Annotated in this window: 27 protein-coding genes and 3 tRNA genes; 7 read left to right on the forward strand and 23 right to left on the reverse strand. The window is 58.6% G+C overall.

Annotated features, from left to right (window positions below):
- Positions 1–4 precede the first annotated feature (4 nt).
- Positions 5–217, forward strand: a complete 213-nt coding sequence (locus ACIP66_RS24545; RefSeq protein ID WP_400651592.1) for a cold-shock protein — start codon at positions 5–7, stop codon at positions 215–217.
- A 72-nt stretch (positions 218–289) separates the two neighbouring features.
- Here ACIP66_RS24545 and ACIP66_RS24550 read toward each other — a convergent pair whose 3' ends face one another.
- A complete protein-coding gene (locus ACIP66_RS24550) occupies positions 290–607 on the reverse strand; it encodes an I78 family peptidase inhibitor (RefSeq protein ID WP_400651562.1) in 318 nt (105 codons plus the stop codon).
- A gap of 167 nt (positions 608–774) precedes the next feature.
- Entirely contained in the window at positions 775–1,080 is a 306-nt protein-coding gene (locus ACIP66_RS24555; RefSeq protein ID WP_159814881.1) for a hypothetical protein, read from the reverse strand.
- Positions 1,081–1,212: 132 nt separating this feature from the next.
- On the opposite strand from ACIP66_RS24555, the gene ACIP66_RS24560 reads away from it, so the two are divergent.
- Positions 1,213–1,419, forward strand: a complete 207-nt coding sequence (locus tag ACIP66_RS24560) for a hypothetical protein (protein ID WP_212544424.1) — start codon at positions 1,213–1,215, stop codon at positions 1,417–1,419.
- Positions 1,420–1,567: 148 nt separating this feature from the next.
- Here the strand turns inward: ACIP66_RS24560 and ACIP66_RS24565 are convergent, their stop codons facing one another.
- The 8 genes from ACIP66_RS24565 to ACIP66_RS24600 all read right to left on the reverse strand — a co-directional run bounded on the left by ACIP66_RS24565 (position 1,568) and on the right by ACIP66_RS24600 (position 9,185).
- Positions 1,568–2,596: a nucleoside hydrolase gene (locus tag ACIP66_RS24565; protein WP_053118992.1), complete on the reverse strand. Its 1,029-nt coding sequence runs from the start codon at positions 2,594–2,596 to the stop codon at positions 1,568–1,570.
- Between the two features lie 31 nt (positions 2,597–2,627).
- On the reverse strand, positions 2,628–3,032 hold the full coding sequence (rbsD, locus tag ACIP66_RS24570) for a D-ribose pyranase (protein WP_007913481.1): 405 nt from the start codon (positions 3,030–3,032) through the stop codon (positions 2,628–2,630).
- Positions 3,029–3,946, reverse strand: coding sequence for a ribokinase (rbsK, locus tag ACIP66_RS24575; RefSeq protein WP_400651566.1), 918 nt, complete (start codon positions 3,944–3,946; stop codon positions 3,029–3,031). Before rbsK ends, rbsD begins: the two co-directional genes overlap by 4 nt.
- A gap of 24 nt (positions 3,947–3,970) precedes the next feature.
- Positions 3,971–4,990, reverse strand: a complete 1,020-nt coding sequence (locus ACIP66_RS24580; protein WP_159814879.1) for a LacI family DNA-binding transcriptional regulator — start codon at positions 4,988–4,990, stop codon at positions 3,971–3,973.
- 9 nt (positions 4,991–4,999) lie between these two features.
- Positions 5,000–5,977 carry an ABC transporter permease gene (locus ACIP66_RS24585; protein ID WP_053118984.1) on the reverse strand — a complete coding sequence of 326 codons (978 nt, stop codon included), beginning with the start codon at positions 5,975–5,977 and terminating at the stop codon, positions 5,000–5,002.
- Positions 5,974–7,527 carry a sugar ABC transporter ATP-binding protein gene (locus ACIP66_RS24590; protein ID WP_159814878.1) on the reverse strand — a complete coding sequence of 518 codons (1,554 nt, stop codon included), beginning with the start codon at positions 7,525–7,527 and terminating at the stop codon, positions 5,974–5,976. The genes ACIP66_RS24585 and ACIP66_RS24590 overlap by 4 nt, the downstream gene beginning before the upstream one ends.
- A gap of 56 nt (positions 7,528–7,583) precedes the next feature.
- Positions 7,584–8,540, reverse strand: a complete 957-nt coding sequence (locus tag ACIP66_RS24595; protein WP_159814877.1) for a sugar ABC transporter substrate-binding protein — start codon at positions 8,538–8,540, stop codon at positions 7,584–7,586.
- Positions 8,541–8,738: 198 nt separating this feature from the next.
- The gene (locus tag ACIP66_RS24600; protein WP_400651570.1) at positions 8,739–9,185 is read right to left on the reverse strand and encodes a hypothetical protein; all 447 of its coding nucleotides are present in this window, start codon (positions 9,183–9,185) and stop codon (positions 8,739–8,741) included.
- A gap of 349 nt (positions 9,186–9,534) precedes the next feature.
- On the opposite strand from ACIP66_RS24600, the gene ACIP66_RS24605 reads away from it, so the two are divergent.
- The 3 genes from ACIP66_RS24605 to ACIP66_RS24615 all read left to right on the forward strand — a co-directional run bounded on the left by ACIP66_RS24605 (position 9,535) and on the right by ACIP66_RS24615 (position 11,788).
- Positions 9,535–10,623, forward strand: coding sequence for an asparaginase (locus ACIP66_RS24605; protein WP_159814875.1), 1,089 nt, complete (start codon positions 9,535–9,537; stop codon positions 10,621–10,623).
- A 198-nt stretch (positions 10,624–10,821) separates the two neighbouring features.
- Positions 10,822–11,091, forward strand: a complete 270-nt coding sequence (locus ACIP66_RS24610) for a DUF1654 domain-containing protein (protein ID WP_371262368.1) — start codon at positions 10,822–10,824, stop codon at positions 11,089–11,091.
- A 4-nt stretch (positions 11,092–11,095) separates the two neighbouring features.
- Positions 11,096–11,788: an endonuclease gene (locus tag ACIP66_RS24615; RefSeq protein WP_053118972.1), complete on the forward strand. Its 693-nt coding sequence runs from the start codon at positions 11,096–11,098 to the stop codon at positions 11,786–11,788.
- A 53-nt stretch (positions 11,789–11,841) separates the two neighbouring features.
- On the opposite strand, the gene ACIP66_RS24620 is transcribed toward ACIP66_RS24615, so the two are convergent.
- Together ACIP66_RS24620 and ACIP66_RS24625 are read right to left on the reverse strand one after the other, a co-directional pair.
- Entirely contained in the window at positions 11,842–12,741 is a 900-nt protein-coding gene (locus ACIP66_RS24620) for a siderophore-interacting protein (RefSeq protein ID WP_400651574.1), read from the reverse strand.
- An 86-nt stretch (positions 12,742–12,827) separates the two neighbouring features.
- Positions 12,828–13,196 carry a sporulation protein gene (locus ACIP66_RS24625; protein WP_053118968.1) on the reverse strand — a complete coding sequence of 123 codons (369 nt, stop codon included), beginning with the start codon at positions 13,194–13,196 and terminating at the stop codon, positions 12,828–12,830.
- 250 nt (positions 13,197–13,446) lie between these two features.
- Between ACIP66_RS24625 and csrA the strand changes: the two genes are divergently transcribed.
- Positions 13,447–13,641, forward strand: coding sequence for a carbon storage regulator CsrA (csrA, locus tag ACIP66_RS24630; protein ID WP_003179932.1), 195 nt, complete (start codon positions 13,447–13,449; stop codon positions 13,639–13,641).
- Between the two features lie 220 nt (positions 13,642–13,861).
- On the opposite strand, the gene ACIP66_RS24635 is transcribed toward csrA, so the two are convergent.
- Positions 13,862–14,317, reverse strand: a complete 456-nt coding sequence (locus tag ACIP66_RS24635; protein WP_053118966.1) for a DUF2214 family protein — start codon at positions 14,315–14,317, stop codon at positions 13,862–13,864.
- An 808-nt stretch (positions 14,318–15,125) separates the two neighbouring features.
- Positions 15,126–15,202 (reverse strand) — tRNA-Val (locus tag ACIP66_RS24640).
- Positions 15,203–15,385: 183 nt separating this feature from the next.
- On the opposite strand from ACIP66_RS24640, the gene ACIP66_RS24645 reads away from it, so the two are divergent.
- Positions 15,386–16,669, forward strand: a complete 1,284-nt coding sequence (locus ACIP66_RS24645; RefSeq protein WP_212544414.1) for an FAD-binding oxidoreductase — start codon at positions 15,386–15,388, stop codon at positions 16,667–16,669.
- A 130-nt stretch (positions 16,670–16,799) separates the two neighbouring features.
- On the opposite strand, the gene ACIP66_RS24650 is transcribed toward ACIP66_RS24645, so the two are convergent.
- The 9 genes from ACIP66_RS24650 to purF all read right to left on the reverse strand — a co-directional run.
- Positions 16,800–17,771: an XdhC family protein gene (locus ACIP66_RS24650; protein ID WP_053118962.1), complete on the reverse strand. Its 972-nt coding sequence runs from the start codon at positions 17,769–17,771 to the stop codon at positions 16,800–16,802.
- A gap of 1 nt (position 17,772) precedes the next feature.
- The gene (locus ACIP66_RS24655; protein ID WP_400651580.1) at positions 17,773–19,008 is read right to left on the reverse strand and encodes a c-type cytochrome; all 1,236 of its coding nucleotides are present in this window, start codon (positions 19,006–19,008) and stop codon (positions 17,773–17,775) included.
- 2 nt (positions 19,009–19,010) lie between these two features.
- Positions 19,011–19,550, reverse strand: coding sequence for a (2Fe-2S)-binding protein (locus tag ACIP66_RS24660; protein WP_053118958.1), 540 nt, complete (start codon positions 19,548–19,550; stop codon positions 19,011–19,013).
- Positions 19,543–22,374, reverse strand: a complete 2,832-nt coding sequence (locus tag ACIP66_RS24665; protein ID WP_282354460.1) for a xanthine dehydrogenase family protein molybdopterin-binding subunit — start codon at positions 22,372–22,374, stop codon at positions 19,543–19,545. The genes ACIP66_RS24660 and ACIP66_RS24665 overlap by 8 nt, the downstream gene beginning before the upstream one ends.
- 474 nt (positions 22,375–22,848) lie before the next feature.
- A tRNA-Asp gene (locus ACIP66_RS24670) sits at positions 22,849–22,925 on the reverse strand.
- 55 nt (positions 22,926–22,980) lie between these two features.
- Positions 22,981–23,056 (reverse strand) — tRNA-Val (locus tag ACIP66_RS24675).
- Positions 23,057–23,223: 167 nt separating this feature from the next.
- Complete coding sequence (locus ACIP66_RS24680; protein ID WP_400651583.1) at positions 23,224–24,000, reverse strand: SDR family oxidoreductase; 777 nt, start codon at positions 23,998–24,000, stop codon at positions 23,224–23,226.
- A complete protein-coding gene (locus ACIP66_RS24685) occupies positions 23,997–25,208 on the reverse strand; it encodes an O-succinylhomoserine sulfhydrylase (RefSeq protein WP_400651586.1) in 1,212 nt (403 codons plus the stop codon). Before ACIP66_RS24685 ends, ACIP66_RS24680 begins: the two co-directional genes overlap by 4 nt.
- 148 nt (positions 25,209–25,356) lie before the next feature.
- Positions 25,357–26,703: amidophosphoribosyltransferase (purF, locus tag ACIP66_RS24690; RefSeq protein ID WP_400651589.1), on the reverse strand; the 1,347-nt coding region annotated here is incomplete at its 5' end.

Here is a 26,703-nt window from a genome sequence, read left to right on the forward strand (position 1 = left end):
CACCATGTCTAATCGCCAAACCGGCACCGTTAAATGGTTCAACGATGAAAAAGGCTTAGGCTTCATCACTCCTCAAGGTGGCGGTGACGACCTGTTCGTACACTTCAAAGCTATCGAATCCGACGGTTTCAAAAGCCTGAAAGAAGGCCAGACCGTCTCCTTCGTGGCTGAGAAAGGCCAAAAGGGTATGCAAGCTGCACAGGTTCGCCCAGAGTAATTTCTAGGCGCACTAAAAAAACCCCGTCCATGTGACGGGGTTTTTTATGCCTACAACAAAAGCCTTGTGAAATCAGCCGCAGTTAACGCGGGTGATCACCAGGTTGTTGTCGGTGTTCAGGTTCAAGCGATCGGAACGGTACTCAAGCGTGATCATGTCGTTCGGCTTGAGGAAGCGGGCATTCTGCGCGCCTGCTTTGGTGCGGGCTTGCTCCAGCAGTTCCGGCGAGGCTTTCTTGCCGATGGTGAATTGCGCTGCCGAAGCATCACAGCGGCTGTGTCCAGCTTCGGTCGCCACGGAATCCTTTGCCGACTCGCTGGAGGTCGTGCTGCAACCGGCCAACATGGCGGCGGCCATAAGTGCACCCAGTGTCGCGAACTTCAAAGGCATGAAGCCTCCTTATTTCAAAAAGTTAAGCTGAGATCGTGCGACCGCCATTCCGGCGTTTGGTTTCACGGCCGATGCCATCACCCTGCCCCACGATCGGAAAAACGCCGAGTGTGCCTGAGCGGCGTTCATGACTTCATCAATCAATCGTGACTGAATATTAACGGCGCTCAATAGACGTCGATGTAGTCAAACGGCGGATTCGGCCAGTTGTCCTTGAGCGCGTTGAAAATCTGCATCACCCAGACCTCATCACTGGCCGCGACATTGCCCACATAGCCCGAGCCTTTGGCCCAGGTTTCGAGGCGAAACAACAGTCCGTCGATATCCTGCCCACCGGTAATGCCCGAAGAAAGGTAAGCGATGCCGCCCTTGGTTACGCGCAGTTGCGTATGTTCGTCATCACTGGCTGAAGCGAGCAACTGGCGCACCGCGTCGAGCGTAAGGCCGTCAGGGGTATTCAAATCGATCTGCACAGCACGATCCTTGGGAAGCCGGAAAAGACCAAGTGTCGCATAGCGCTCCGCTCATGCCTAAGTCGCAGTGCCAAACGCCCGACAAAATGGTTAACTCGGCACACAGACTTCCCGACTTTTCGAGCGCACCTCATGACCACCATCAGCATCGACGCCGACATCAAAGCCAAATGGGCAGACGGACACAGCTCCTATAGTCCGGGGACGACGGAAGAATTGGCGCTGATTGGCATCGATCTATTGGTCAAAGAGTTGGGCACGGAAGCGGCCAAGCAATTCATCAAGCAGATTTTTGAGCGTTACCCGACTGAAAAAGCCGAGCAAGCAGAAAAGGCGTGAACTCTCGCTGGAGTAAAGGTTTAGGGCGTCTGCGCGGGCCTCTTCGCGAGCAAGCTCGGCTCCTACAAAACTGCGTGAATTTGTAGGAGCTGAGCTTGCTCGCGAAGACGGCCTTACCGACGACGCGCCTTCTGCGAGCGCGAATGCTTTATTTCAGGCGCTTCAGACGCTCGGTCAGCAAGTCGAAGAAACCCTGAGCGTCACCGTTTTCAACCCAGAAGGCATTCTTCGGCGCTTTCAGGCCGTCATACCAGTCAACAACGGTCTGGCCGAAAGTCGGGCCTTCACGGCTATCAACCACGACATTCACCGAACGACCGGTGAACAGCTCAGGCTTGAGCAGGTAAGCGATGACGGTAGCGTCATGCACCGGGCCACCCGGGATGCCGTAATGCTCCATGTCGCCTTTGATGTACTCGTTGAGGATGTCGCCAACAATCTTGCTCGCATTGTTGTTGAGCGCAGCGATCTGCTTCAGGCGTGCGTCACTGGTGAGGATCTTGTGGGTCACGTCCAGTGGCAGGTAGGTCAGTTTCACGCCGCTTTTGAGTACCACTTCAGCCGCTTGCGGATCGGCAAACAGGTTGAATTCGGCCACCGGGGTGATGTTGCCGCCATTGAAGTGCGCACCGCCCATGATCACCACTTCCTTGATGCCCTGCACAATCTCGGGCTCCTGGATCAGCGCCAGCGCCAGGTTGGTCTGCGGGCCGAGCATGGCGATGGTGATGCTGTGCGGCTTGGCGCTCTTCAGGGTATCGATCAGGTAGTTGACAGCATTGCCTTGCGCCAGGCCTTTTTTCGGCTCATGCACGGTGACACCCGACAGGCCTTCCTTGCCATGGATGTTTTCGGCGTAGATCGGCGTGCGCATCAGCGGCTTCGGCGCACCGGCGTAAACCGGCACATCCTCTCGCCCTGCCCACTCGCGGGCCAGACGTGCATTACGCGAGGTTTTGTCGAGACGCACGTTGCCGGCAACGGTGGTCAGCGCGCGAATGTTCAGTTCTTCTGGCGAGGCCAGTGCGAACAGCAAAGCGACCACGTCGTCAGCACCCGGGTCGGTGTCGATGATCAGGTCGATTTTTTCCGCCGCCTGAGCGCCGGTGGCAGTGATGACGGACAAAAGCAGCAGACTCCGGAGCAAATGGTGCAGTTTCTGAGCATAGCGTTGCATGGCGCATTCCTTGTGCTGGTGAAATCAAAAGTTAGAAGGTGACCCCGGCGACCAGCACGATGTTGCAGTACGGCTGGCATTCGCCCGTACGAACAATCGCTCGCGCCTGTCGGCTAAGCACCTTGAATTGCTCATGACTGAGCAGATCGCGGCGCCCCAAAGCGCCCTCTTCGTTCAACGCGTCCAGCGTGTTCAGCGCCGTCGGTTGCTTGTCGAAAATTTCTTTGGCTAGCGCATGGCTTTCCACCTGCATCTCGCTGAGCACGACTTTCAGCGTGCTGACGAAATCCGGCACGCCATGGGTCAGCGCCAGATCAATCAGCTCGACACCCGGCGGCACCGGCAGCCCGGCGTCACCGATGACCACCATGTCGCCATGGCCCAGGGAGGCGATCAGTCGCGACAGGGCGACGTTGAGCAGAGGAGTCTTTTTCATGCGGGTTTAAACGCCTGTACGTCGGATTGGGTGGGAATGGACGGTTGCGCGCCAGCGCGAGTGACCGACAACGCGGCGGCAATCTGCCCGTAGCGAATCGCTTCGACCTCGGATTTACCCGTGGCCAGCGCAGCGGCGAAACCACCGACGAAGGTGTCCCCCGCTGCCGTGGTGTCGACGGCTTTCACCTTCGGCGCCGGGAAATGCTCGAAGCTTTGACCGTTGGCGAACAGCGAACCTTGCGCGCCGAGGGTGATGATGACTTTGCCCGCGCCCATGGCGATCAGGTGGCTGGCCGCTTTTTCTGCGGACTCCAGCGAGTCCACCGGCAATCCACTCAACGCGGTCGCTTCGCTTTCATTGGGAATCAGGTAATCAATGGCGGTGAACCAGTCAGCGGGCAGCGGGCGGCTAGCCGGTGCCGGATTGAGGATCACGGTTTTACCGAGTGCGCGGGCACGTTTGAGCGCATGGCCCACGGTTGCGTCGGGAATTTCCAGTTGGCAGATGACCACGTCGGCCGCCTGCAACACCGCATCGAACTGGTCGATCACCGCAGGCGTCATCGCGCCATTGGCCCCGGCGACGATAACGATGGCGTTCTGACTGTTGTCATCGACCACGATCAACGCCACACCGCTGGAATCCTCAACGACACTCACTGCCTGGCAATCGATCTGCTCGGCCAGCAAGGCGTCGCGCAATTGCACGCCATAGTCATCGCTGCCCACGCAACCGACCATCGCCACCTGCGCGCCCAACCGGGCAGCAGCGACGGCCTGATTGGCACCCTTGCCGCCGGAAACCGTGGCGAAGGAATGACCGATCAGCGTTTCACCGCCGACGGGAAGGCGTGGCGCCCGGGTCACCAGATCCATGTTCAGGCTGCCTATTACCACTACATTTGCTGGCATACATCACTACTCGTCAATTCGGTTTCAGCGGTATTCGGTGAACACGCCGGACAGCGGCGCTGTCGATTCGCGCAGGACAATACTCGGGGTCACGATGCGTTGATCGGTGCCCAGATTCGGGGTGGCAATCCTTCGCAGCAGTACTTCGGCCGCCATCTCGCCCAGTTGCAGGATCGACTGGCCGACGGTGGTCAGCGCCGGGTACACGTAACGGCTCATCTGAATATCGTCGAAGCCGATCACCGACAACTCGCTCGGCACGCGCACGTTGCGCTCAGCCGCCGCACGCAACACGCCGATACCGATCATGTCGTTACCGGCGAAAATCGCGCTCGGCGGATTGTTTTCCAATAGGATCGCCGCCGCGTTGTAGCCGCCGGTGCTGGTGAAATCGCTTTCCAGCATGCGTTCCTGCCGGACTTCGATACCGGCCTCTTTCAGCGCTCGGCAATAACCGGCCTGACGCATCTGCGCCACGCTGGTAGTCGCCGGCCCACCGATGGTGGCGATGTCGCGATGGCCCAATTCCAACAGGTGGCGAGTCGCGAGGTAAGCGCCGTATTCGTGGTCGATGCGCACCAGATCCGCGTCGACACCGTCCAGTCCCCGGTCGACGATGACCATCGGCGTTTTAACACCGGCCAAGCCTTGCGCCAGACCGCTGTCACCCCCGGCGGAGGCGACGATCAAACCGTCGATGCGTTTTTCCAGCAGCACGCGTAAATAACTGCGCTGCTTTTCCGGGTTGTCGTCGGAGTTGCAGAGGATCACGCAGTAGCCGTTACGCTCGCAATAATCCTCGATGCCCCGCGCCAGCTCGGCGAAGTACGGGTTGAGACTATTCGGCACCAACAGGCCGATGGTCGCAGTGGTTTTGGCTTTCAGTGAGCGCGCCACGGCACTCGGCACGTAGTCGAGGCTCTTGATCGCCGCCTCGACTTTCAGCCGCACTTCCTGGCTGACTGGCCGGGTTTTGTTCACCACATGGGACACGGTCGTGTAGGAAATCCCCGCGAGCGCCGCCACATCCTTGATCGTTGCCATAAGTCTTTCTCAGCCCCGTCGACTGGCGCGTTGACTGCGATAAGTGTCGAGCACCACGGCAATGACGATCACCGCACCGGTGATGATGCGCTTGGTCGGCTCGCTCGCGCCAATCTGCGCCAGACCGGCCGCCAGCACCGAGATGATCAATACGCCAAAGAACGTGCTGATCACCGAACCGCGTCCGCCCATCAGGCTGGTGCCGCCGATGACCACGGCCGCAATCACTTGCAGCTCAAGGCCAGAACCGGCGTTCGGATCCGCCGCTTCCAGTCGCGAAATCTGAAACAGCGCCGCGATACCGGCCAGCAACCCCATCAGGCTGAACACCAGAATCTTGTACGGCTTCGGATTGATCCCGGCGAGGCGCACGGCCTCTTCGTTGGTGCCGATGCCGATCAGGTAGCGACCGAACACGGTGCGGGTCAAAACTGCTTGGGCAATGATGATCACCAGCAAGGCAATGATGAACGACGGCGAGATACCGAACGCCACCGGATTCGACAGCCAGGCGAACGAGTCACCAATGTACGCGGTGCGCGACCCGGTCATCTGATAGGCCAGACCCCGAGCCATTTCCAGCACACCGAGGGAGACGATGAACGACGGAATGCGCCAGGCCACGGTGATCGAACCGGTGACGGTACCGGCCAGTGCTGCCACTGCCATGCCGAGCAACGCCGAAGGCAACACACCCCAGCCCCAGCCGAGAATCGCCACGCTGACCGTCGACGCCGCCAGCGCCAGCACCGAGCCCACTGAGAGGTCGATGCCGCCGATGATCAGCACGAACGTCATGCCGACCGCCAGCACCATCAAGTCCGGAATCTGGTTGGCCAAAGTGCTGAAAGTGTTATAGGACAGAAAATGGCTGCTCAAGACCGAGAACAGCGCAATCATCGCCAGCAAGGCCCCGGCCAGGCCCAGATAAGTGCCCAGACCGTAGAAATTGCCACTACGTTTGCTGGCAGGAGATGCAGTTTTCATGGGAGATCCCTAGGCGCCGCTTCGTTGAGCAACGCATCACGTTTTTGGTAGCCGGCGAATGCGGCGGCAAGCAAATCATCCTGAGTCCAGCTGTCACGCTCGAAGGTGTCGATCAGGCGCCCCGCCGACAGCACACCGATGCGGTCGCAGATCAGCATCAACTCACGCAGATCGCTGGAGACCACCACCAGCGCTTTGCCTTGGCGAGTCAGTTCGCCGAGCAATGCATAAATGTCGAATTTGGCGCCGACGTCGATGCCTCGGGTTGGCTCGTCGAACAGCAGTACCGAGCAATCGCGCTCCAGCCAACGGCCGATCACGACCTTCTGCTGGTTGCCACCGGACAACTCTGAAACAAGCTGTGTCGGGCTCGAACTGCGGATGCGCATGGCGTCGATCTGACGCTTGGCCAAGGCGATTTCATCGCTGTTATTAACGACGCCGCCACTGGAAATTTCCGGCATGTTGCCCAGTGCGATGTTGGCGCTGATCGACTGACTGAGCAGCAGACCTTCGCCCTTGCGATCTTCGGTGATCAGCGCGATACCGTTGCGCACCGCATCAACCGGCGAACGCACGCTGACTACTTTGGCGGGCGAACCGAGGGCGATGGTGCCGCTGTCGGCCAGATCCGCACCGAAGATCAGCCGCAGCAATTCCGTGCGCCCTGCCCCGATCAATCCGGAAATCCCGTAGATCTCGCCGGCGCGCACTTCGAAGGAAACATCGCGAACCTTGTCGGAGCGAGTCAGGCCGGTGACCGTCAACGCTGGCGCGCCAATATTGCGCGCGCCCATATCAATATGCTCGCCCAGCTCGCGGCCGACCATCAGCGTGACCAGTTGCTCGCTGTTGTAATTGGCCATCGGCTCGACGCAGACCAGATTGCCGTCACGCAGCACGGCGATGCGCTGCGCCACACGGGCAAGCTCTTCGAGGCGATGGGAAATGTAGATGATCGAGACGCCGCGCGCCTGCAATCGGGTGATCTGCTCAAAAAGCATTTCGACTTCGCGCGCCGTCAGCATCGCGGTCGGCTCATCGAGAATCAGCACATGGCAATCGCCGATCAGGTTGCGGGCGATTTCAACCATCTGCTGATGGCCGATGCCCAGCTCGCCGACCAGTGTGTCCGGGTCGATCGCGTCGAGGCCGACTTGCGCCATCGCTTCGATCGCCGCTTTACGCAGTTGCTTGCGACTGATCCAGCCACCGTTGCTCGGCAAGTTGTCGAGAAACAGGTTCTCCGCCACCGACAAGGTCGGCAACAAATTGAGTTCTTGCATGACCATGCGCACGCCAAGCTCTTCGGCCTGAGTACGACTGCCCGGGCGATAGTCCTTGCCCTGAAACTGCATCTGGCCGGTGGTCGGAGTGACCAGTCCGCCAATGATTTTCGACAAGGTGCTTTTGCCGGCGCCATTCTCGCCGGTCAGCGCCAGCACTTCACCGCGCATCAGCGTCAACTCGATGCCGGTCAGCACCGGTTGCGCATAGGTCTTACCGATACCGCTGACCGAGAGGACAGCGTTCGGGGCGGAAACTGACATAAAAACTCTCCATGCGCTCGCCCGGACGGACGAGCGCCGTTGTGCCGCCAGAAGACTTACTTGGTGACCAGCTCGACCGGCGTTTCGATCACGCCATTCGGGCCGCTGTCGACTTTCTCGCCTTTGATGATTTTCAGCGCAGTCTCGATGCCGAATACAGCTTGTTTGGCAGCGTATTGATCAGCAGTGGCGAGCACACGACCGTCCTTCAGCATCGGCTTGATCGCGTTGATGTTGTCGTAACCAACGACCTGCACCTGACCAGCCTTGCCGGCGGCACGTACGGCGGAAACGGCGCCAACGGCCATGCTGTCGTTACCGGCCAGCAGTGCTTTGACGTCCGGGTATTCGCTGAGGATCGAGGCGGCAACCTTGTTGCCCTTGTCGATTTCCCAGTCGCCGGATTGCAGCGAAACCACTTTGATCTGCGCCGCGTCCATCGCGTCCTTGAAGCCTGCGGTTCGTTGCTGGGCGTTGGTGGTCGTCGATACGCCTTCGATGATGCCGACTTCGTCACCGGCCTTGAGCTGCTTGGCCAGGTATTCGCCGACCAGACGCGCGCCTTTACGGTTGTCCGGGCCTACGAAAGGCACGCTGATGTTTTTGCTTTTGACGATGGCCGGATCAAGCTGATTGTCGATGTTGATCACGGTAATACCGGCGTCGACGGCTTTCTTGATCACCGGCACCATGGCCTTGGAGTCAGAGGGCGCGATCACCAGAGCGTTGACCTTGGCCAGAATCATCTGCTCGACGATGCGGGTCTGGCCGGCGGTATCGGTTTCATCTTTGATGCCGTTGGAGATCAGGTCGAAATCGGCGGAGTGTTCTTTCTGGTAGGCCTTGGCGCCGTCTTCCATGGTCAGGAAGAATTCGTTGGCCAGGGATTTCATGACCAGTGCGACTTTAGGTTTTTCGACAGATTCGGCGAACGCCGAGGAGACAGGTAGCGCGGCGGCGGTGGCAGCCAGCATAGCGACAGCAAGAAGACGTCCAGCGAATGGCAGCTTCATGGGTTCACTCCGATCTTATGATTATTGTGAGCAAAGGTTGCGCTGGCGTAAGCTGCGTAGTCTTCCCTACAAGGGAAACCAGCCGATAAAGCCGCGCAAACGTTTGCGTAGACCGAACTATGCGAATCCCGCCGACATTTGTCAATAAACAGAAATCAGTATTTTGCGGCAGGGCAAGTCATCGGACTCGCCCTCTTCTCATGCCGTGGTATTGACCACGCTGCCGGTGCTCGAACCCTTGGCCATCTCTTTGACCAGGCTGGCCGCCACCTCCATAAGCGCTGCGTTGGTATCGGCGATCTGCCCCTGAATCGACATGACCGCGGTAGTCTTGGCTTCCGGAGTTGGATACTTCGCGGCTTGCGCGGCGGCTAGTTGCTGCTGCTGTTCCTGCAACTGCTTTTGCAGTTCCTGCATGCGCTTGAGCAGCAGTTTTATGGTGACGCTTTGATTGCCGCCGCTGTCAGCCTTGCTCTCTTCCTGCGCCGGCCCACCGGTTCTCACCGTTTTGCTATCAGCCTCTTCCTTGCCCACTGCATTGGGTGACGCTTCTGCATCCGCTTTGGCCAGCGCATCGATCGTTGCCGCCGTTTTACCACCGATGGTGACCGCGCCGGGGTTGGCAAAACCGACTGTCAGTGTCATGTGAAACTCCTGAAAAAATGGATTCCTTGAACAGGCATCGGCCTGCCTGACGCTTTCTTTAATAAGACGCTGGAAACGTCGGACTCCCGACAGGCAATCAACATCGCCATGCTTTTCGGTGAGCCGAACATAAAAGCCCGCTCTGTTCGGAAAGCCGGATATGCACTTGGTTACGACACGCTATCGATCGAATAAATCCTCATATAAATCATGAACTTAAACATTTTTCTCAAGCACAGTACGAATGGTACAGATCCTGCTCCCTACCCTGCACCCCGGCATCCAGATCGGCCGGGGCGCATCTAGATGAACCTGCATCAGCACCGTCTCACTACTAGAGAGAAAAATAATGAAATCTGCTTTCAACACTTTGGTTCCGGGCGCTTTGGCCCTCCTCATGCTCCTGCCCACCGCCCTTCAGGCAAAAGAAGTCGAAACCCAGACCAAACTCGCCAACGTTGTGGTGCTTGCCACGGGCGGCACCATTGCCGGTGCGGGTGCCAGCGCCGCCAACAGCGCGACGTATCAGGCCGCCAAGGTCGGCGTCGAGCAATTGATCGCCGGCATTCCCGAGCTGAGCAAACTGGCGAACGTGCGTGGCGAACAAGTCATGCAGATCGCGTCCGAAAGCATCACCAACGACAACCTGCTGCAACTCGGTCGTCGCGTCGCCGAACTGGCTGACAGCAAAGACGTCGACGGCATCGTCATCACCCACGGTACCGACACCCTCGAAGAAACCGCGTACTTCCTCAATCTGGTCGAGAAGACTGACAAGCCGATCATCGTTGTCGGTTCGATGCGCCCAGGCACCGCCATGTCCGCCGACGGCATGCTCAACCTGTACAACGCGGTGGCCGTGGCCAGCAGCAAAGACGCGCGCGGCAAAGGCGTACTGGTGACCATGAACGACGAGATCCAGTCGGGTCGCGACGTCAGCAAAATGATCAACATAAAAACCGAAGCATTCAAAAGCGCCTGGGGCCCGCTGGGTATGGTCGTTGAAGGCAAATCCTACTGGTTCCGCTTGCCAGCCAAGCGTCACACCATGGATTCGGAATTCGACATCAAAAATATCAAGAGCCTGCCTGACGTAGAAATCGCCTATTCCTACGGCAACGTAAGCGATACGGCCTACAAAGCCCTGGCCCAATCCGGCGCCAAAGCAATCATCCATGCCGGCACGGGCAACGGTTCGGTGTCTTCCCGCGTGGTGCCAGCCCTGCAAGAGCTGCGCAAGGAAGGCGTGCAAATCATTCGTTCGTCCCACGTCAACGCCGGCGGTTTTGTTCTGCGCAACGCCGAACAGCCTGACGACAAGTACGACTGGGTGGTTGCTCACGACCTGAACCCACAGAAAGCCCGCATTCTGGCGATGGTCGCGTTGACCAAAACCAATGACAGCAAAGAGCTGCAGCGGATGTTCTGGGAATACTGATTGACCTTCGCCCGATCATTTCTCGATCGGGCACACTTCACACCACTCGTTTACCGGGCGAGTGGTGTGTCGTTCACAACCCTTCTGCATTTTTCCTACAAAAAAATTGACTCGCCTCACATTAAAATCAAAAAACCGCTGTCAGAGGATTTTCTTGAATTTTAAGCAGTTGCGAAAATGCCTACAGTTAAATACTGTATGCACGTACAGCTTAATAAGGATAACCTCGTGGCCACCTCCCCTGATGCTCCTGACGCCTTTGAACGCATGGGTATGCGCGTTCAAAAGATCATCAATTCCCCTACCGCACAAAAAGCCAAAGCCGCACTGATCTTCCGTCTGCCGGACGAGCCGATGGATGACTGGGAGCGTTTGCTTGAGGAAATCGACGAGAACGACAACGTCACCCTCGCCTATCGCGACGATGGTGGCGTGCAGATTTTTTGGGTTGTGCCGAAGGAAGATTGATTCAATGAGTGTCCGCTGTTTTGTTTTGCTGTTGTTGTCGTTCATCGCTTTTGGCGCACAGGCCGGAGCGCCACGCACGTTTTCTGAAGCCAAGAAGGCTGCGTGGAAGCTCTACGCGCCACAGTCCACGGAGTTTTATTGCGGGTGCAAGTACTCCGGCAACAAAGTGGATTTGAAGGCCTGCGGTTATGTGCCGCGCAAGAACGCCAAGCGTGCGTCGCGCATCGAATGGGAACACATCGTCCCGGCTTGGCAGATTGGCCATCAGCGCCAATGCTGGCAGGATGGCGGCCGCAAGAACTGCACGCGCTACGACCCGACGTATCAGAAGGCCGAAGCCGATTTGCACAACCTGGTGCCGAGCATTGGCGAGGTCAACGGCGACCGCAGCAACTTCAGCTACGGCTGGCTGCCGGTGCAATCCGGTCAATACGGTTCGTGCCTGACCCAGGTCGATTTCAAAGCAAAGAAGGTCATGCCCCGCCCTTCCATTCGCGGCATGATCGCCCGCACCTATTTCTACATGAGCAAGCAGTACGGCTTGCGCATATCGAAGCAGGATCGGCAATTGTATGAAGCGTGGGACAAGACTTACCCGGTGCAAGACTGGGAGCGTCAACGCAATCAAAGCGTGGCGTGCGTGATGGGACGCGGCAATGAGTTTGTCGGCCCGGTGAACATGAAAGCCTGCGGTTGATCGAACACGCAAAAGAAAGGCCTCGAACGTGATGTTCGAGGCCTTTTTTGTGGCTAGCTGCCGGCCTTGTTGTAGCGCCAGTAACCCATCAGATTGAGCGACTCGCGCGGGATGCCACAGTCTTTGATCAGGTACCTGCGCAAGCTCATCACTGCCGCGCTTTCTCCAGCGATCCAGCCGTAGAAACCTTCGGCGGCGGTTTCGGCGATTTCCCAGAGTATTTCTTTGTCGATATCGACGTCGGCGAATTCGACAGTCCGACCGATGGATGAGGTGTGGATGGGTGGAACGGCTTTTTGCACCGCCTCAACCATCAATGTACCGGCGGTGGTTTTCTCGCGGATCAGCCACTGCACGGTCAGCCCCGGCCAATCGGGCACCGGCAGCATGTCCTGAGCGCTGTCGACTTCAAAGAACGCTTGAGTCTGGGGCGGAGCGGCTTTCGCGGCCAACACATCAAGAATGCCCATGGCAGCCGGCAACGCGGTGCCGTCGGCGACCAGCAGAACCTGATTAAGGATCTGCGGCGGCTTCCATTCGAAGCCCCCGGCGTCATTGGCCGAGAAGCGCCGGTCGGGCGCAAGGATCTGCATCGAATCCCCCGGTTGCGCACGAAGCGCCCAACGCGAGGCCGGGCCGGTTTCGCCGTGCAGGACGAAATCGATATCCACTTCGCCTTGTTCGGCGCGCAAATGGCGAATGGTGTAGGTGCGCATCGCCGGACGTCGATCAGCAATCATTGCCTTGAAGCGCGCGTACCAGCCTTCACCTTGAGCCAGTCTGGCCGGCGAACCGTCGGCCGCAGGGAAAAACAGTTTTACCCGTTGATCCGGCGCCCAGGTGGCCATGTCGTTGACCGAGGGATGGGCCAGGGTGATCCGCATCATGTGCGGGCTCAGTTGGGTTTTGCGTTGCAGGGTGACGTCGAACAGCTTGTAGGGGTTGGAGGCCATGCGGAGCTCCTTTGGGGAATCGTGACTGACTCGTATAAGACGAGTCACCTGCGACGTCCTTTAGGGCGCTCCGCTGAAAGGCAGGATTACGGCGTGATCGGGTGCTCGATCACCACCGATTCAATATTTTGTTTCTTGGCTTTTACCAATGCCGCGTCCACTTCTACTTTTCGCGCTTCGGCATCGGCTTGCGAGTTGAACGGGCCGATCAGAATGCGCGGTTTGCCGCTGCTGTCTTTGATCACCGTCGGGATAAAAGCGTGCTCGATCAACCAGCCGCTCAGGTCGCTGACAGCCTGAGGGGTTTCGCCGCGCACTTCGAGATCCCATTGCGGTGCAGCCGCCGCTGCTGGCGCCGTCACTGCTGCCGTTTGTGGTTTCGGTGCCTCAACGTTTTTGCCTTCACCACACCCGGCCAATACCAGTGCCGCGACCATCCAGACCAATTTGCGCACAACGCTTTCCTCGAAATTCTCAAAGGCGCGATCTTAACATTCAAAAATACTTCGCGAGCCCCGCAAAATGGGCACAAAACAACGAGAATGATGATTGCAGCCTCTGTATAGTTACGCCCTGGGAATTAATGCCGCATCTGCGCGTCAGAAAGAGGCACCCAAACTGTGAGACTTCGCACTAATCTATACGTACCACCGACCTCTGCACTGTCTGAATCAGGTGCCCTACAAAGCAATCAAGGAGAAGACCATGCTGATACTCACCCGCAAAGTCGGTGAAAGCATAAACATTGGTGATGACATTACGATCACCATTCTGGGCGTAAGCGGCCAACAGGTTCGCATCGGCATCAACGCTCCAAAGAACGTTGCCGTACACCGTGAAGAGATCTATCAGCGCATTCAAGCTGGCCTGACCGCACCGGACAAGCCACAAACGCCCTGAGCCTCACAGCAGTCAGTAGCCAGTTAGCTTGCCCGCGCGCAATGACTGGCTAAAGATTCATGCGCCGTCCTGCCATCCACCCCCACTTCGTTGGCCACGGCGCTTGATATGCTTTCCCGCCCCGCTTGATCCACCCTGCCCTCTGTTGAATCCGATACTACCCGCCAATCTTAAGGCTTGATGTCGGACGTTTCCGAGAGAGCACGGGGAATCCGCTCTCCTAGCCGAACGTCACCCCTCGCGCCATTCCTGTTGCGGCGACAACCATCAGCACCAGCAATAGCGCTTCAGCGTGACTGATTCGTGCATAGATTTTTGCCCGCCCGGTATCAATCGGCTTGCCCTTTGCCAAAGCGATCCGCCATTTGATCAACGTAATCATCGGCGCGAGCTCCATCAGCAGAATCAGCACAAACAACGTCATCTTCAGATGGAACAGCGGCTGATGCAGGTAATAGTCGGTGCCTTTTTCATACCCACCGAAGGCCCGCATCCCGCCGGTGATCAGCAGGATCAACGCAGAGACACCCCATAGATTGTCAGCGAGCAAAACCCGCTTCACCTCTCCGGTTCCGGCAGCGAGTCGACTGAACGCCGTCCCGCGCGTCAGTACCGCCCAGAAGCCCAGGGCAAACGCCAGTAGATGAACCGCTGCAAGAAACCAGTGAACCAGCATCGAAACACTCCCCTCAGCAAGAGTCGGAAATCGGCCAGTCAGTAGTAGTCGAAAAAGTAGGGATTTGCTCGCGCAGGTACGTAGGACTTATTACGTCTTTGCGCAGGAAGAAAGGGAGAAGCCAAATTGCAGGCAAAAAAAATCCCAAGCAGCTGATGGAAGCTTGGGATTTAAAAATGCATAAACCGTGGTGGTGAACGCGGGGCGAATGTTACTGAAATTCACAGTCTGTAACAAGGTGTTTTTGATAACCGGTTGGTTAAATAAAAACGTAACCCATTCAATATACGAATTATTTTTCATGGCCTCAGCGACGAACGGTGATCGCTTACCAAGGATTGGTTTGAATTTATAGATTCACAACTCGACCAGTTTTTACGAGCAACCCCGGAGCAGATTCCTTGGAAAGGTCGACTGCATTCGACTTAACCACTTTCCACGCCGAACAACTCACTCAGGCAGAAAAAATGAATTACCTGATTCGGCATTCGGTCAAGAATTGTGAACGCAGTAAATCTGACGAGGTGCAGTAATGACTATCGAAGCAGAGACACTCGTACAACTGACCGAAGCGCTCCAGCAACGCGGCATGACTCTGGTATCAGACGTTGCATTCATCCGAGCGCCCTACCGGCATAACCATCGCTGGGTTTGCAGCGTAGAGTAAATAATCGACTGGATCTGTCTGTGGCAGCAGTCAGGATTGACGAAGACTCCTGCTCCAACGACTTTTGCAAATCGCAGACAACAAAAAAGGGCCCACCTTTCGGTGAGCCCTTCTAGACCGCCCAGCAGAGCGGATTTTGTTTGGTAGGCGCGATTGGACTCGAACCAACGACCCCCACCATGTCAAGGTGGTGCTCTAACCAACTGAGCTACGTGCCTGCTGTGAGGCGGCATTCTACGGAATTCCGGAGGGGTGTCAACACCTTTTTTTCACCTAACCCTATGAATATGCAAAATATTTAATTTCGAGTCGGCGACGAGGATTTTCCGGTGGCTGGCGGAGGTTTTTCAACTCGGGTAGGATCGATGCACTCGTAAAATATATTAAACAGAGGCTACAGGATGGCGAACACCCCTTACCCAGAGTCTTATTACGCTGCGTCGGCCAATGCCGTACCGCCCCGTCCTGTTTTGCAGGACGACGTGGAGACGGACGTCTGTGTGATCGGCGCCGGGTACACCGGGCTGTCCTCGGCGCTGTTTCTGCTGGAGAACGGGTTTCGCGTGACGGTGCTGGAAGCGGCCAAGGTCGGTTTTGGCGCATCGGGGCGCAATGGCGGGCAGATCGTTAACAGTTATAGCCGCGACATTGATGTGATCGAGCGCAGCGTCGGTCCGAAGCAGGCGCAACTGCTCGGGCAGATGGCGTTTGAAGGTGGGCGGATCATTCGTGAGCGTGTGGCCAAGTACAACATTCAGTGCGACTTGAAGGACGGCGGCGTGTTTGCCGCGCTGACTGCCAAGCAGATGGTTCATCTGGAATCGCAGAAGCGCCTGTGGGAGCGCTTTGGCCATACGCAGCTTGAACTGCTGGATCAGCGCCGCATTCGCGAAGTGGTGGCGTGTGATCAATATGTCGGCGGCATGCTCGACATGAGCGGCGGGCACATTCATCCGCTGAACCTCGCGCTAGGCGAAGCGGCCGCTGTGGAGTCGTTGGGCGGCAGCATTTATGAGCAATCGCCCGCTGTGCGTATAGAGCGCGGCGCTAACCCGGTCGTGCATACGCCGCAGGGCAAGGTGCGGGCCAAGTTCATCATCGTTGCGGGCAACGCTTACCTCGGCAATCTGGTGCCGGAACTGGCAGCGAAGTCGATGCCGTGCGGTACGCAGGTGATCACCACCGAGCCGCTGGGTGATGAGCTAGCGAAAGCGCTGTTGCCGCAGGATTACTGCGTCGAGGACTGCAACTACTTGCTCGACTATTACCGACTGACCGGCGACAAGCGTCTGATCTTCGGCGGCGGTGTTGTTTACGGCGCCCGGGATCCGGCGAACATCGAGGCGATCATCCGTCCGAAAATGCTCAAGGCGTTTCCGCAGCTCAAGGATGTGAAGATTGATTACGCCTGGACAGGAAATTTCCTGCTGACCTTGTCGCGTTTACCGCAGGTTGGGCGGCTGGGTGACAACATCTATTACTCGCAGGGCTGCAGCGGTCATGGCGTGACGTACACGCATCTGGCGGGCAAGGTATTGGCTGAGGCATTGCGCGGTCAGGCTGAGCGTTTTGATGCGTTTGCGGATTTGCCGCATTACCCGTTCCCGGGCGGGCAGATGTTGCGCACGCCGTTTGCGGCGTTGGGGGCTTGGTATTACGGGTTGCGGGATAAGTACGGTTTTTAAATTCGAGCTATGGAAACCCTGTGGTGAGGGGATTTATCCCCGATGGGTCGCGCAGCGGCCCCAAAAAATGGGACTGCTACGCAGTCCATCGGGGATAAATCCCCTCGCCACAAATGCACCTACCACCTAATCAGAGCTGGTCGCGGGCGATGCCGCTACGAATCCGCAGGATATCGGCGAGTACCGCCAAGGCAATCTCCGCCGGCGTCTTGCTGCCAAGGTTAAGCCCGATCGGCGCATGAATTCGCGCCAACTCACTCTCCCCCAGCCCGCCAATCCGACGCAGGCGCTCAAAGCGTTTCTGCGATGTCTGCAGCGAACCCATTACGCCAATGTAGAACGCTTCGGTACGCACTGCTTCCATCATCGCCAGATCGTCGATGCGCGGATCGTGGGTCAGCGCCACCACCGCCGTATCACGGTGGCAGCCACCATCGGCAATAAACACCGATGGCAGTTGCCGACGAATTTCCACGCCATTGAGCACCACACCTTCAAGCACTTCATCGCGCGGATCGCAGAGAATCACTTCAAAGCCGAGACCGACCGCAAATTCGGCACACGCCTGCGCGACGCTGGAATAGCCGGCGAGCAACAAACGTTGCGCCGCGCCGATGCGGATACGCACCCGATCAATCTCACGCTCGATGCGCGCACCCTGCTCGCGATCAGCGAACAGGCTGCGCGCACCGCTGGCCAGATCGACCTCGCGAATCAAACGACGCTGACCAAGCAGCGCCGACTCCAACTCACGCAGATGCGCCTGCACCTCGCAGTCAGCGTCAAATTTCTCAACCAGCACATCGAGAATGCCGCCGCACGGCAGGCTGACCCGCGAGCGCGGATCGTCGCCTTCGCCATAACGCACGACGTTGATCGCATCGAGAAATGCACCTTCGGCGACGCGCTCAAGAAAGTCTTCCTCGACGCAGCCACCCGACAGCGACCCGATCCACTGCCCGCCTTCGTTCACCGCCAGCAGCGAACCCGGCGCGCGCGGCGCCGAGCCGTAGGTGGTCAGCACGGTGCAGAGCCAAATGCGCTGCCCCGCCACCGACCACTCCAGCGCTCGCCGAACCACTTGCAGATCGAGATGCTGCATGTCAGTGCGCCTTGTGCTCGATGGACGGTGCGTCAGCTTGCAGCTTCTGCACGTCGCCCACCGCCAGCTCAGCCGACTGACCACCCCAACCTTGACGCAGATAGTTGAGCAGATCGGTCAGTTGTTCAGGCTTGAGTTTGTCGGCGAAACCCGGCATCGGCTGCATACGTTCGAAGCCAGAGAATTTCTGCTCGCCGATACCGTCCTCGATCACGCGCAGCAGGTTGCGCGGGTCTTCCAGACGCAGCGTGGTGTTGCCGCGCATGGCCACCGCGATGTGCGGTTTGCCTTCGCCACCGACCGCATGGCAACCGGCGCAGACGTTCAGGTATTCCTGCTGACCGCGCTGGGCACTGGCGCTGAGTTTCTCGACCGGCACTTCAACCAGCGCTTTGGCTGCCGGCGGTTTGTCGCCAAGCAGGAACGTCGCCATCGCCGCCAGATCCTGATCGCTCAGGCCCTGAGTGCTGTTGTGGAACACCGGGAACATCTCGTTGAACATCGTGCCTTGCGCGCTCATGCCGTGCTTGAGGAACGTGCTCAGATCCTGTTCGTTCCAGCCGCGCGCGGCCAGATCAGTGGCCAGCAGGCTTGGCGCCAGATAACCATTGAGGATGCCGCCCGTCAGGCGCTTGTCCAGTTCCATCGCGCCCGGCAGGCCGCGTGGCGTGTGACATTCGCCGCAGTGGCCAAGGACTTCGACCATGTACTGGCCGAGCTTCCATGCTTCACTTTTGCCTTCGGCCGGCTCCAGCTTCAGCGCTTTGCCGTACAGCACGTTCCAGCCCATCAGGCCCAGACGCACGTTGAACGGGAAGCTCAAACTGGTGACCGGTGCAGCGCGCTCGATCGGCTCGATGGTTTTCAGGTACGCATGGATCGCGTCCGAATCTTCGCGCGGCATCAGGTGATACGAGGTGTATGGCATCGCCGGGTACAGGTTCGCACCGTCGCGACGCTTGCCTTCGGTCAGCGCGGCGAAGAACTCGTCATCGTTGTACAAACCGATGCCGTGTTCTTTGCTCGGCGTGATGTTGGTGCCGTAGATCGTGCCGAACGGCGAGACGATCGGCAGCCCGCCGGCAAACGGCGCGCCGCCCGGTGCGGTGTGGCACGCCATGCAGTCAGCGCCGCGAGCCAGATACTCGCCGCGTTTGACCTGATCATCGGCGTGAGCAAACAACACCGGCGCAGCCAGACCGACCGCCAGGGTCAGTCGGGTCAGAAAAAGCTTCATGCTTAACCCTCCTTGACCAGGCCGAGATCGGTCAGCACGTTGCGGGTGGCGTTGTAGTAACGCACGTACCCGGTGCAACGGCAGATGTGATGGCCGAGGCTGTCTTCGATGACTTGCTCGAGTTTGCTTTGCACGGTCGGCTGGCGTTGCAGCTTCTCGACCAGCACGGTCGCGGCGTTGACGAAGCCTGGCGCGCAGTAGCTGCACTGGAAGGCGAACTCATCAACGAAACGTTGCTGGATCGGGTTCAGCTCAGTGACTTGGCCCGCTTCGTCACGCTTGGCGTGCGATTCGATGGTGCGGACTTTCTTGCCTTCGAAGTAATGCGCGCCGGTGATGCAGGTGCGCACTTCTTCGCTGGTGCCGTCCGGGTTATCGACAATCACCACGCAGGCGTGGCAGATGCCTTGACCGCAGCCCAGACGCGAGCCGGTGAGGTTTTTGTATTCGTGCAGGTAGTCGATCATCGGCAGGTCATCAGGGATGTCCACCGGGCCGACGGATTGACCATTGAGGGTCAGTTGAAGCGGACGGTTAGCCATTGAGGGCCTCCTTGATGCGCGCTGGAGTGATAGGCAGATCGCGAACACGTTTACCGATGGCATGCGCCACGGCGTTACCGATGGCCCCGACAACCGGGATCATCACCACTTCAGCGATGCCTTTGGACGGATCGCTCGGCGACAGTGCCGGGAGAATCTCCGACGTCTGTTTCCACACGGCAACGTGACGCGCCATCGGCAGACGGTAACGGTTGAAGTTCCAGTCACCCTCCCCCGGCCCGCCTTCGTACAGCGGCATCTCTTCCATCAGTGCGTGACCGATGCCCATGGCGATACCGCCTTCGAGCTGGCCCTTGACCAATTCTTCAACCAACACACGACCGCACTCGACCCACGAATGGTGGTTGAGCACTTCAACATCCAGCGAGCCTTTGTTGACCTTCAGCTCGACCAGCGTGGCTACCGGGCTGTAGTAAGTCACGGCAGCGTTGTTCAACTGAACAACCGGGTAGTTGATGTTCTGGCGATCCAGCAGATGGAAACCAGACGTGGTCATCAACGCTTTCTTGGCTTTCGGCGCACCATCACCGTATTTCACCGCCAGACCGTCGAGCGGCAGACGCTCGCGCACGCCGTCGATGCTGTATTCGGCCTCAGCCCAGCTCCAGCGGTTGAACGCATGAACGGTGGCGCCGGTAACCAGACCACGCTCGTGAGCGTGCTTGGCCAGCTCTTCGAAGGTCAATGGCTGCATGCCGTTGGCAGTCAGTTTGCCATCCACCCAGTGCGCATCTTCGCGACGCACAACGTATGGGTTGGCTTGGCCGCCGTAAGGGCCCTGACGCCAGATCTCCATGGCCGCCGGCCACAAACCGTTGTTGAACAACACGCGGGCTGCTTCACGGGTGGCGTGACTGAAGTAGTAAGCCGAGTTAGTCGCGGACGACGCCGAGGCCAACTTGCCGACCCAGCGCGGGTTGCGCAGCAGGTTATCTTGGTCGGCCTGGCTCATGATGTAAGGGTTGCCGCTGGTGATCAGCTGCATTTCCTTCCATTCGGTTTCGCCAGTCTTCACTTCGTGGGCCGGGCTGCCGAGGAAATCGGCGACGACCAAGGCTTGCGACGTAGACATGCCGGTGCCGATTTCGATACCGATGTGGCGCAAGGTGATGCGACCGTCAGCGGTGAATTCGATGCTGGCCATCGGCGCTTCAGAACCGGTGCCAAAGTCTTTCTGGCAGATGGCGAAACCAACGCCGTACCAGTTATCCGGGTCAGCGGCTTCGCGCTGCTTCTTGATCGCGTCGCGGTTTTTCCAGACTTCGTGTGCAGCGGCCTTGTCGAGAATCTCGTGCAAACGCAGAGCACCGGCCGGGATCGCGCCCTGGGTGTTTTTCATCCCCGAACGCAGCGCATTTTTGCGGCGCAGTTCGATGGCATCGACGTTCAGGCGATCGGCGATTTCGTCGACCATCATTTCGGTCGCCGCCATGCTTTGCAGGGTGCCGTAACCGCGCATCGAACCGGCTTCAACACCACGCGAGTGATACGCGGTGACTTGAAGGTCGTTCTGCGGCATGTAGTAAATCGACTGCGCAGCCGTGGCGCCCACAGCGGCTACTGACGGGCTGTAGTTGATCCGGCCACCACCGTCGACGCTCATGTCAGCGAGGAAAACCTTGAAGGTCTGATCGTTCTTGTCCACGGCCAACTGGTAGCGAATGTCGAACGGGTGACGCTTGATGCCGCTCTGGAACTGCTCGTAACGGTCGTTCGCCAAACGCACTGGCACACCGGCGCCGTACAGCGCAGCGAGGGCTGCGTAGTAAACGAAGATGTTGTGGTCTTTGGAACCGTAACCCACGGTGTAACCCGGGTGCATGTTCAGGTTGTCCAGGCCGAAGCGCGACGGCGAAATCATTTTCGCGGTCTCGGTCGCCGCTTCCAATGGGCACTGGGTAGCCACCACGAAATGCAGGGTCTTGGTTTTCGGGTCGTACCAGCCGTTGCCGTTGTCCGGCTCCATGGCGGCCGGCTCGATCGACGGCGTCTTGTAGCGCTCGTCGAACACCAGCCAGTTGTCCGGCGGCGTGTTGATCTGCCCCTTCATGCGATCGGCGTAGAACAGGCCACGCTCGGTGAGATTACCGTGCAGGTTCGGCTGGGAATTCCACACCGGGCGACGGTTTTTCAGCATCGGGAACAGGATCGAATCCTTGAGGCTGGCGAATTCGTCTTCATCTGCCGAGGTCGGGCCGCCCACGCGCACGTAGCGGAAGCTGCCGTAGGGATCGCCTTCGTAGAACGGCACTTTGGCGCCGTAACGAATCGCTTTGTCATTGAATTTGAGTTTGTTCTTGGCCTGACGGAAACGCTCGAAGTCGTTCCAGATCAGGATCGCTACCGGGTGACCGATGAACATCGGCACTTTGCCTTCAGGCAGCAGCGGATCCGGTGCATGCTCCTCAGGGAAGACGATACCGTCCTTGTCCAGATCGGCAGCGGTGACGATGCGGTCAGGCTGCAGATCGGCGCCAAGCCACGACAGGTCGTAACCGGCATAGATATGGTCGGCCTTGATGGTTTTCAGCAGCATGGCGTGGCCTTGCTGCTCGGGCCAGCCCGGCATGTCCTTGGAACGGATGTCGCGGGCAAAGACTTTGCTGCCGCAGACTTTCGACAAGGCATCGTTACGCTGGCGCGCTTTGCCATTGTTGCCGAGCCATTTTTCGGACGGCACGGTCACGCTGTTTTCCATCAAGGCAGCCAGCGCCTGGGTGCTGAGCGGCGTAAGCGTGACGCTCACACCCGCCACCAGCCCGCCCTGGAGGAACGAGCGCCGGGTTATTTCACGGTTGGACATGGATCATCCTCTGGACGGTTATACATCCGCCCTTCTGGTTATCTACTGGGGAATCTCGAGTCTTGCAGAAGCCCTTCTTGGCTAAACGAAGGACGAAATGACAGTGCAAAGCTGACCGAAAGGTTAACTTTAAAGGTTTCTGCGCTCGCAGCAAACAACCAGATACAAATTTCTGACTAAAGAATCAAAAAAGACAATGCGACGTGGCACCGCAGGATGGTTACAGGCATCCCTTGTAGGAGCTGTCGAGTAAAACGAGGCTGCGATCTTTTGATCCTGTTTTTTACGATCAAGATCAAAAGATCGCAGCGTGCCGCAGCTCCTACAGGGAGCCGGGTTGCGTGATGGGAGCAGAGGTCAAATTTCAGACACAAAAAACCCCGGTCTTTCGACCAGGGTCTTTGCTATCGATTCCGAATCAACCAACGGTTGCTTTCGGTGCTTCAAGGCGTTCAGTGATCCTTGAAGCAGATATGGCGCAGCGGACGGGACTCGAACCCGCGACCCCCGGCGTGACAGGCCGGTATTCTAACCGACTGAACTACCGCTGCGCGTCGGTGCAGGCACTTTCAGCCTACGTTCTTGCTTACGCAAGTTTCTCGGGAGTGGTGGGTGATGACGGGATCGAACCGCCGACATTCTGCTTGTAAGGCAGACGCTCTCCCAGCTGAGCTAATCACCCGTTTGCATCTCCGAGGCCGCGAAATTTACGCAGGTAGCGAACCTAAGTCAATAGCAGGATTGAAGTTTTTCTAAAAAAGACGAAATTGCTTCAATCCCTGAGAAAGTAACATCCATGAAACCGCTATCGCGAGCAGGCTCACTCCTACACGTTCGCGGCTTCGCTTCTTACTCTGTGTAAATCATCTTCTTGGTCATACCGCCATCGACGACGAATTCCTGCCCGGTGACAAACCCGGCATTCCTCGACAGCAACCAAGCAACCATCGCCGCCACGTCTTCAACCGTCCCTACCCTGCCCGCCGGATGCTGAGCATGATCAGCATCGGCCAAAGGCTCAGCCCGACGCACAGCAGGATCGCGTGCATCGATCCAGCCCGGGCTGACCGCATTAACACGAATCTCCGGCCCCAGACTGATCGCCAACGCATGCGTCAGCGCCAACAACCCGCCCTTGCTCGCCGCGTACGCCTCAGAGTCGGCTTCCGATTGCCGCGCACGGGTCGAAGCCAAATTGACGATCGAACCGTTGTGAGCGCGCAGGTACGGCGCGCAGTGCTTGGCCAGCAACATCGGCCCACTGAGGTTCACCGCCAACACACGATTCCAGTAGGCCAGATCGAGGCTTTCCAGGGTGATGTTGTGCGGATCAGCCACGGCCGCGTTGCACACCAGCGCATCGAGACGACCAAACTGCCCCAACACTTCAGCCACACCGAGCGCGACCTGAGCTTCGTCGGCAACGTCCATGGCGATAAACCAGGCACTTTCGCCCAGCACCTTCGCCACTTTCGAACCGCGCGCACGATCCAGATCCGTCAGCACCACTTGCCAGCCTTTGCTGATCAGCCACGCCGCAATCCCCAGACCGATACCGCGCGCGGCACCGGTGACCAGCGCAACGCGGCCATGAGTACCGGGTTTCGGGGTCGACAACTCGATCACAGCGCTGCCAGACCGCGCGCCAGATCGGCTTGCAGATCCGCCACGTCTTCCAGACCGACCGCAATGCGGATCAGGCTGTCACGAATGCCCGCCGCTTCACGTTCTTGCGGCGCCAAGCGGCCGTGAGAAGTGGTGCTCGGATGGGTGATCGTGGTTTTGCTGTCGCCGAGGTTGGCGGTGATCGAAATCAGTCGAGTTGCATCGATAAAGCGCCACGCGCCCTCTTTGCCACCCTTGACCTCAAAGCTCACGACCGCACCGAAGCCTTTCTGCTGACGCTGGGCCAGCTCATGTTGCGGATGGCTCTTGAGACCGGCGTAATGGACTTTCTCGATGCCGTCCTGCTGCTCCAGCCATTCGGCCAGTTGCTGGGCGTTGGCGCAGTGCGCCTTCATCCGCAGGTTGAGGGTTTCCAGCCCCTTGAGGAAGATCCACGCATTGAACGGGCTCAGGGTCGGCCCGGCAGTACGCAGGAAACCAACGATTTCTTTCATCTGCTCGCTGCGACCGGCGGCCACGCCGCCCATGCAACGGCCCTGACCGTCGATGAACTTGGTCGCCGAGTGCACAACGATGTCCGCGCCCATTTTCAGCGGCTGCTGCAAGGCTGGCGTGCAGAAGCAGTTGTCGACCACCAGCATCGCGCCTTTGGCGTGCGCGATTTCTGCCAGCGCGGCGATATCGACCAGCTCCGCCAGAGGATTGGACGGCGACTCGACGAAGAGCAATTTGGTGTTCGGCTTGATCGCCGCATCCCAACCCGACAGGTCGGCCAGTGGCACATAGTCGACTTCCACGCCGAAACGCTTGAAGTACTTCTCGAACAGACTGATGGTCGAACCGAACACGCTGCGCGAGACCAACACGTGATCGCCAGCGCTGCACAGGCTCATCACCACCGCCAGAATCGCGGCCATGCCCGTTGCGGTGGCAACGGCTTGCTCGGCGCCTTCCAGCGCAGCAATGCGCTCTTCGAACGCGCGCACGGTCGGGTTGGTGTAACGCGAGTAAACGTTGCCCGGCACTTCGCCGGCAAAGCGCGCGGCCGCGTCGGCGGCAGTGCGGAACACGTAACTGGAGGTGAAGAACATCGGATCACCGTGCTCACCTTCCGGCGTACGGTGCTGACCGGCACGTACGGCCAGGGTATCGAACGCTACGCCTTCAAGGTCGCTGTCCAGCCGACCGGCATCCCATTCCTGACTCATGCTGTCACTCCTTGCCCTGTTCTGAAATAGATACAAAACCGGCCCGGAGGCGTGATGCCTTTGTAGGAACAGGGCTTGCCCGCGATGGGGCCTCTGGCAGCGCCAAAAGCTTCGCGGGCAAGCCTTGCTCCTACAGGCCGGTGATTACTTAGTTGTTGTAAAGATCGATGATCGCACTGACCGCTTGGGTCTTGATCTTCGAGGAGTCATTACGCGCCTGCTCGATCTTGTCCAGATACGCCTCATCGACGTCGCCGGTAACATATTTGCCGTCGAACACCGCGCAATCGAAGCTCTCGATCTTGATCTTGCCGCCACCGACCGCTTCGATCAAGTCAGGCAAGTCCTGATAGATCAGCCAGTCAGCGCCGATCAGATCCGCCACGTCCTGGGTCGAACGGTTGTGTGCAATCAACTCGTGAGCGCTTGGCATGTCGATGCCGTAGACGTTCGGGAAGCGCACCGCCGGAGCAGCCGAGCAGAAGTAGACGTTTTTCGCGCCGGCTTCGCGGGCCATCTGGATGATCTGCTTGCACGTGGTGCCGCGCACGATCGAGTCGTCGACCAGCATCACGTTCTTGCCGCGGAATTCCAGCTCGATGGCGTTGAGCTTCTGGCGCACCGACTTCTTGCGCGCTGCCTGGCCCGGCATGATGAAAGTACGGCCGATGTAACGGTTCTTGACGAAGCCTTCGCGGAATTTCACGCCCAGGTGGTTCGCCAGTTCCAGCGCCGCAGTACGGCTGGTGTCCGGAATCGGGATAACCACGTCGATGTCGTGCTCTGGACGCTCGCGCAGGATTTTCTCGGCGAGTTTTTCACCCATGCGCAGACGGGCCTTATAGACCGACACGCCGTCGATGATCGAATCCGGACGCGCCAGATAAACGTGTTCGAAGATGCATGGGGTCAGCGAAGGATTGGTCGCGCACTGACGGGTGTGCAGCTTGCCCTCTTCAGTGATGTAAACCGCTTCGCCCGGCGCCAGGTCGCGAATCAGGGTGAAACCGAGCACGTCCAGAGAAACGCTTTCCGAGGCGATCATGTACTCGACGCCTTCGTCGGTGTGACGCTGGCCGAACACGATCGGGCGGATGCCGTGCGGGTCACGGAAACCGACGATGCCGTAACCGGTGATCATCGCGACCACCGCGTAACCGCCGACGCAACGGTTGTGCACGTCGGTCACGGCAGCAAACACGTCTTCTTCGGTCGGTTGCAGCTTGCCGCGCTGGGCCAGCTCGTGAGCGAACACGTTCAGCAGCACTTCCGAGTCGGAACTGGTGTTGACGTGACGCAGATCGGATTCGTAGATCTCTTTGGCCAACTGTTCAACGTTGGTCAGGTTACCGTTATGCGCCAGGGTGATGCCGTAAGGCGAGTTGACGTAAAACGGCTGAGCCTCGGCCGAGGTCGAGCTGCCCGCGGTCGGGTAACGGACGTGGCCGATACCCATGTGGCCGACCAGACGCTGCTTGTGACGCTGTTGATACAC

Source organism: Pseudomonas sp. NPDC088429 (assembly GCF_044753305.1).
Taxonomy (GTDB): domain Bacteria; phylum Pseudomonadota; class Gammaproteobacteria; order Pseudomonadales; family Pseudomonadaceae; genus Aquipseudomonas; species Aquipseudomonas rustica.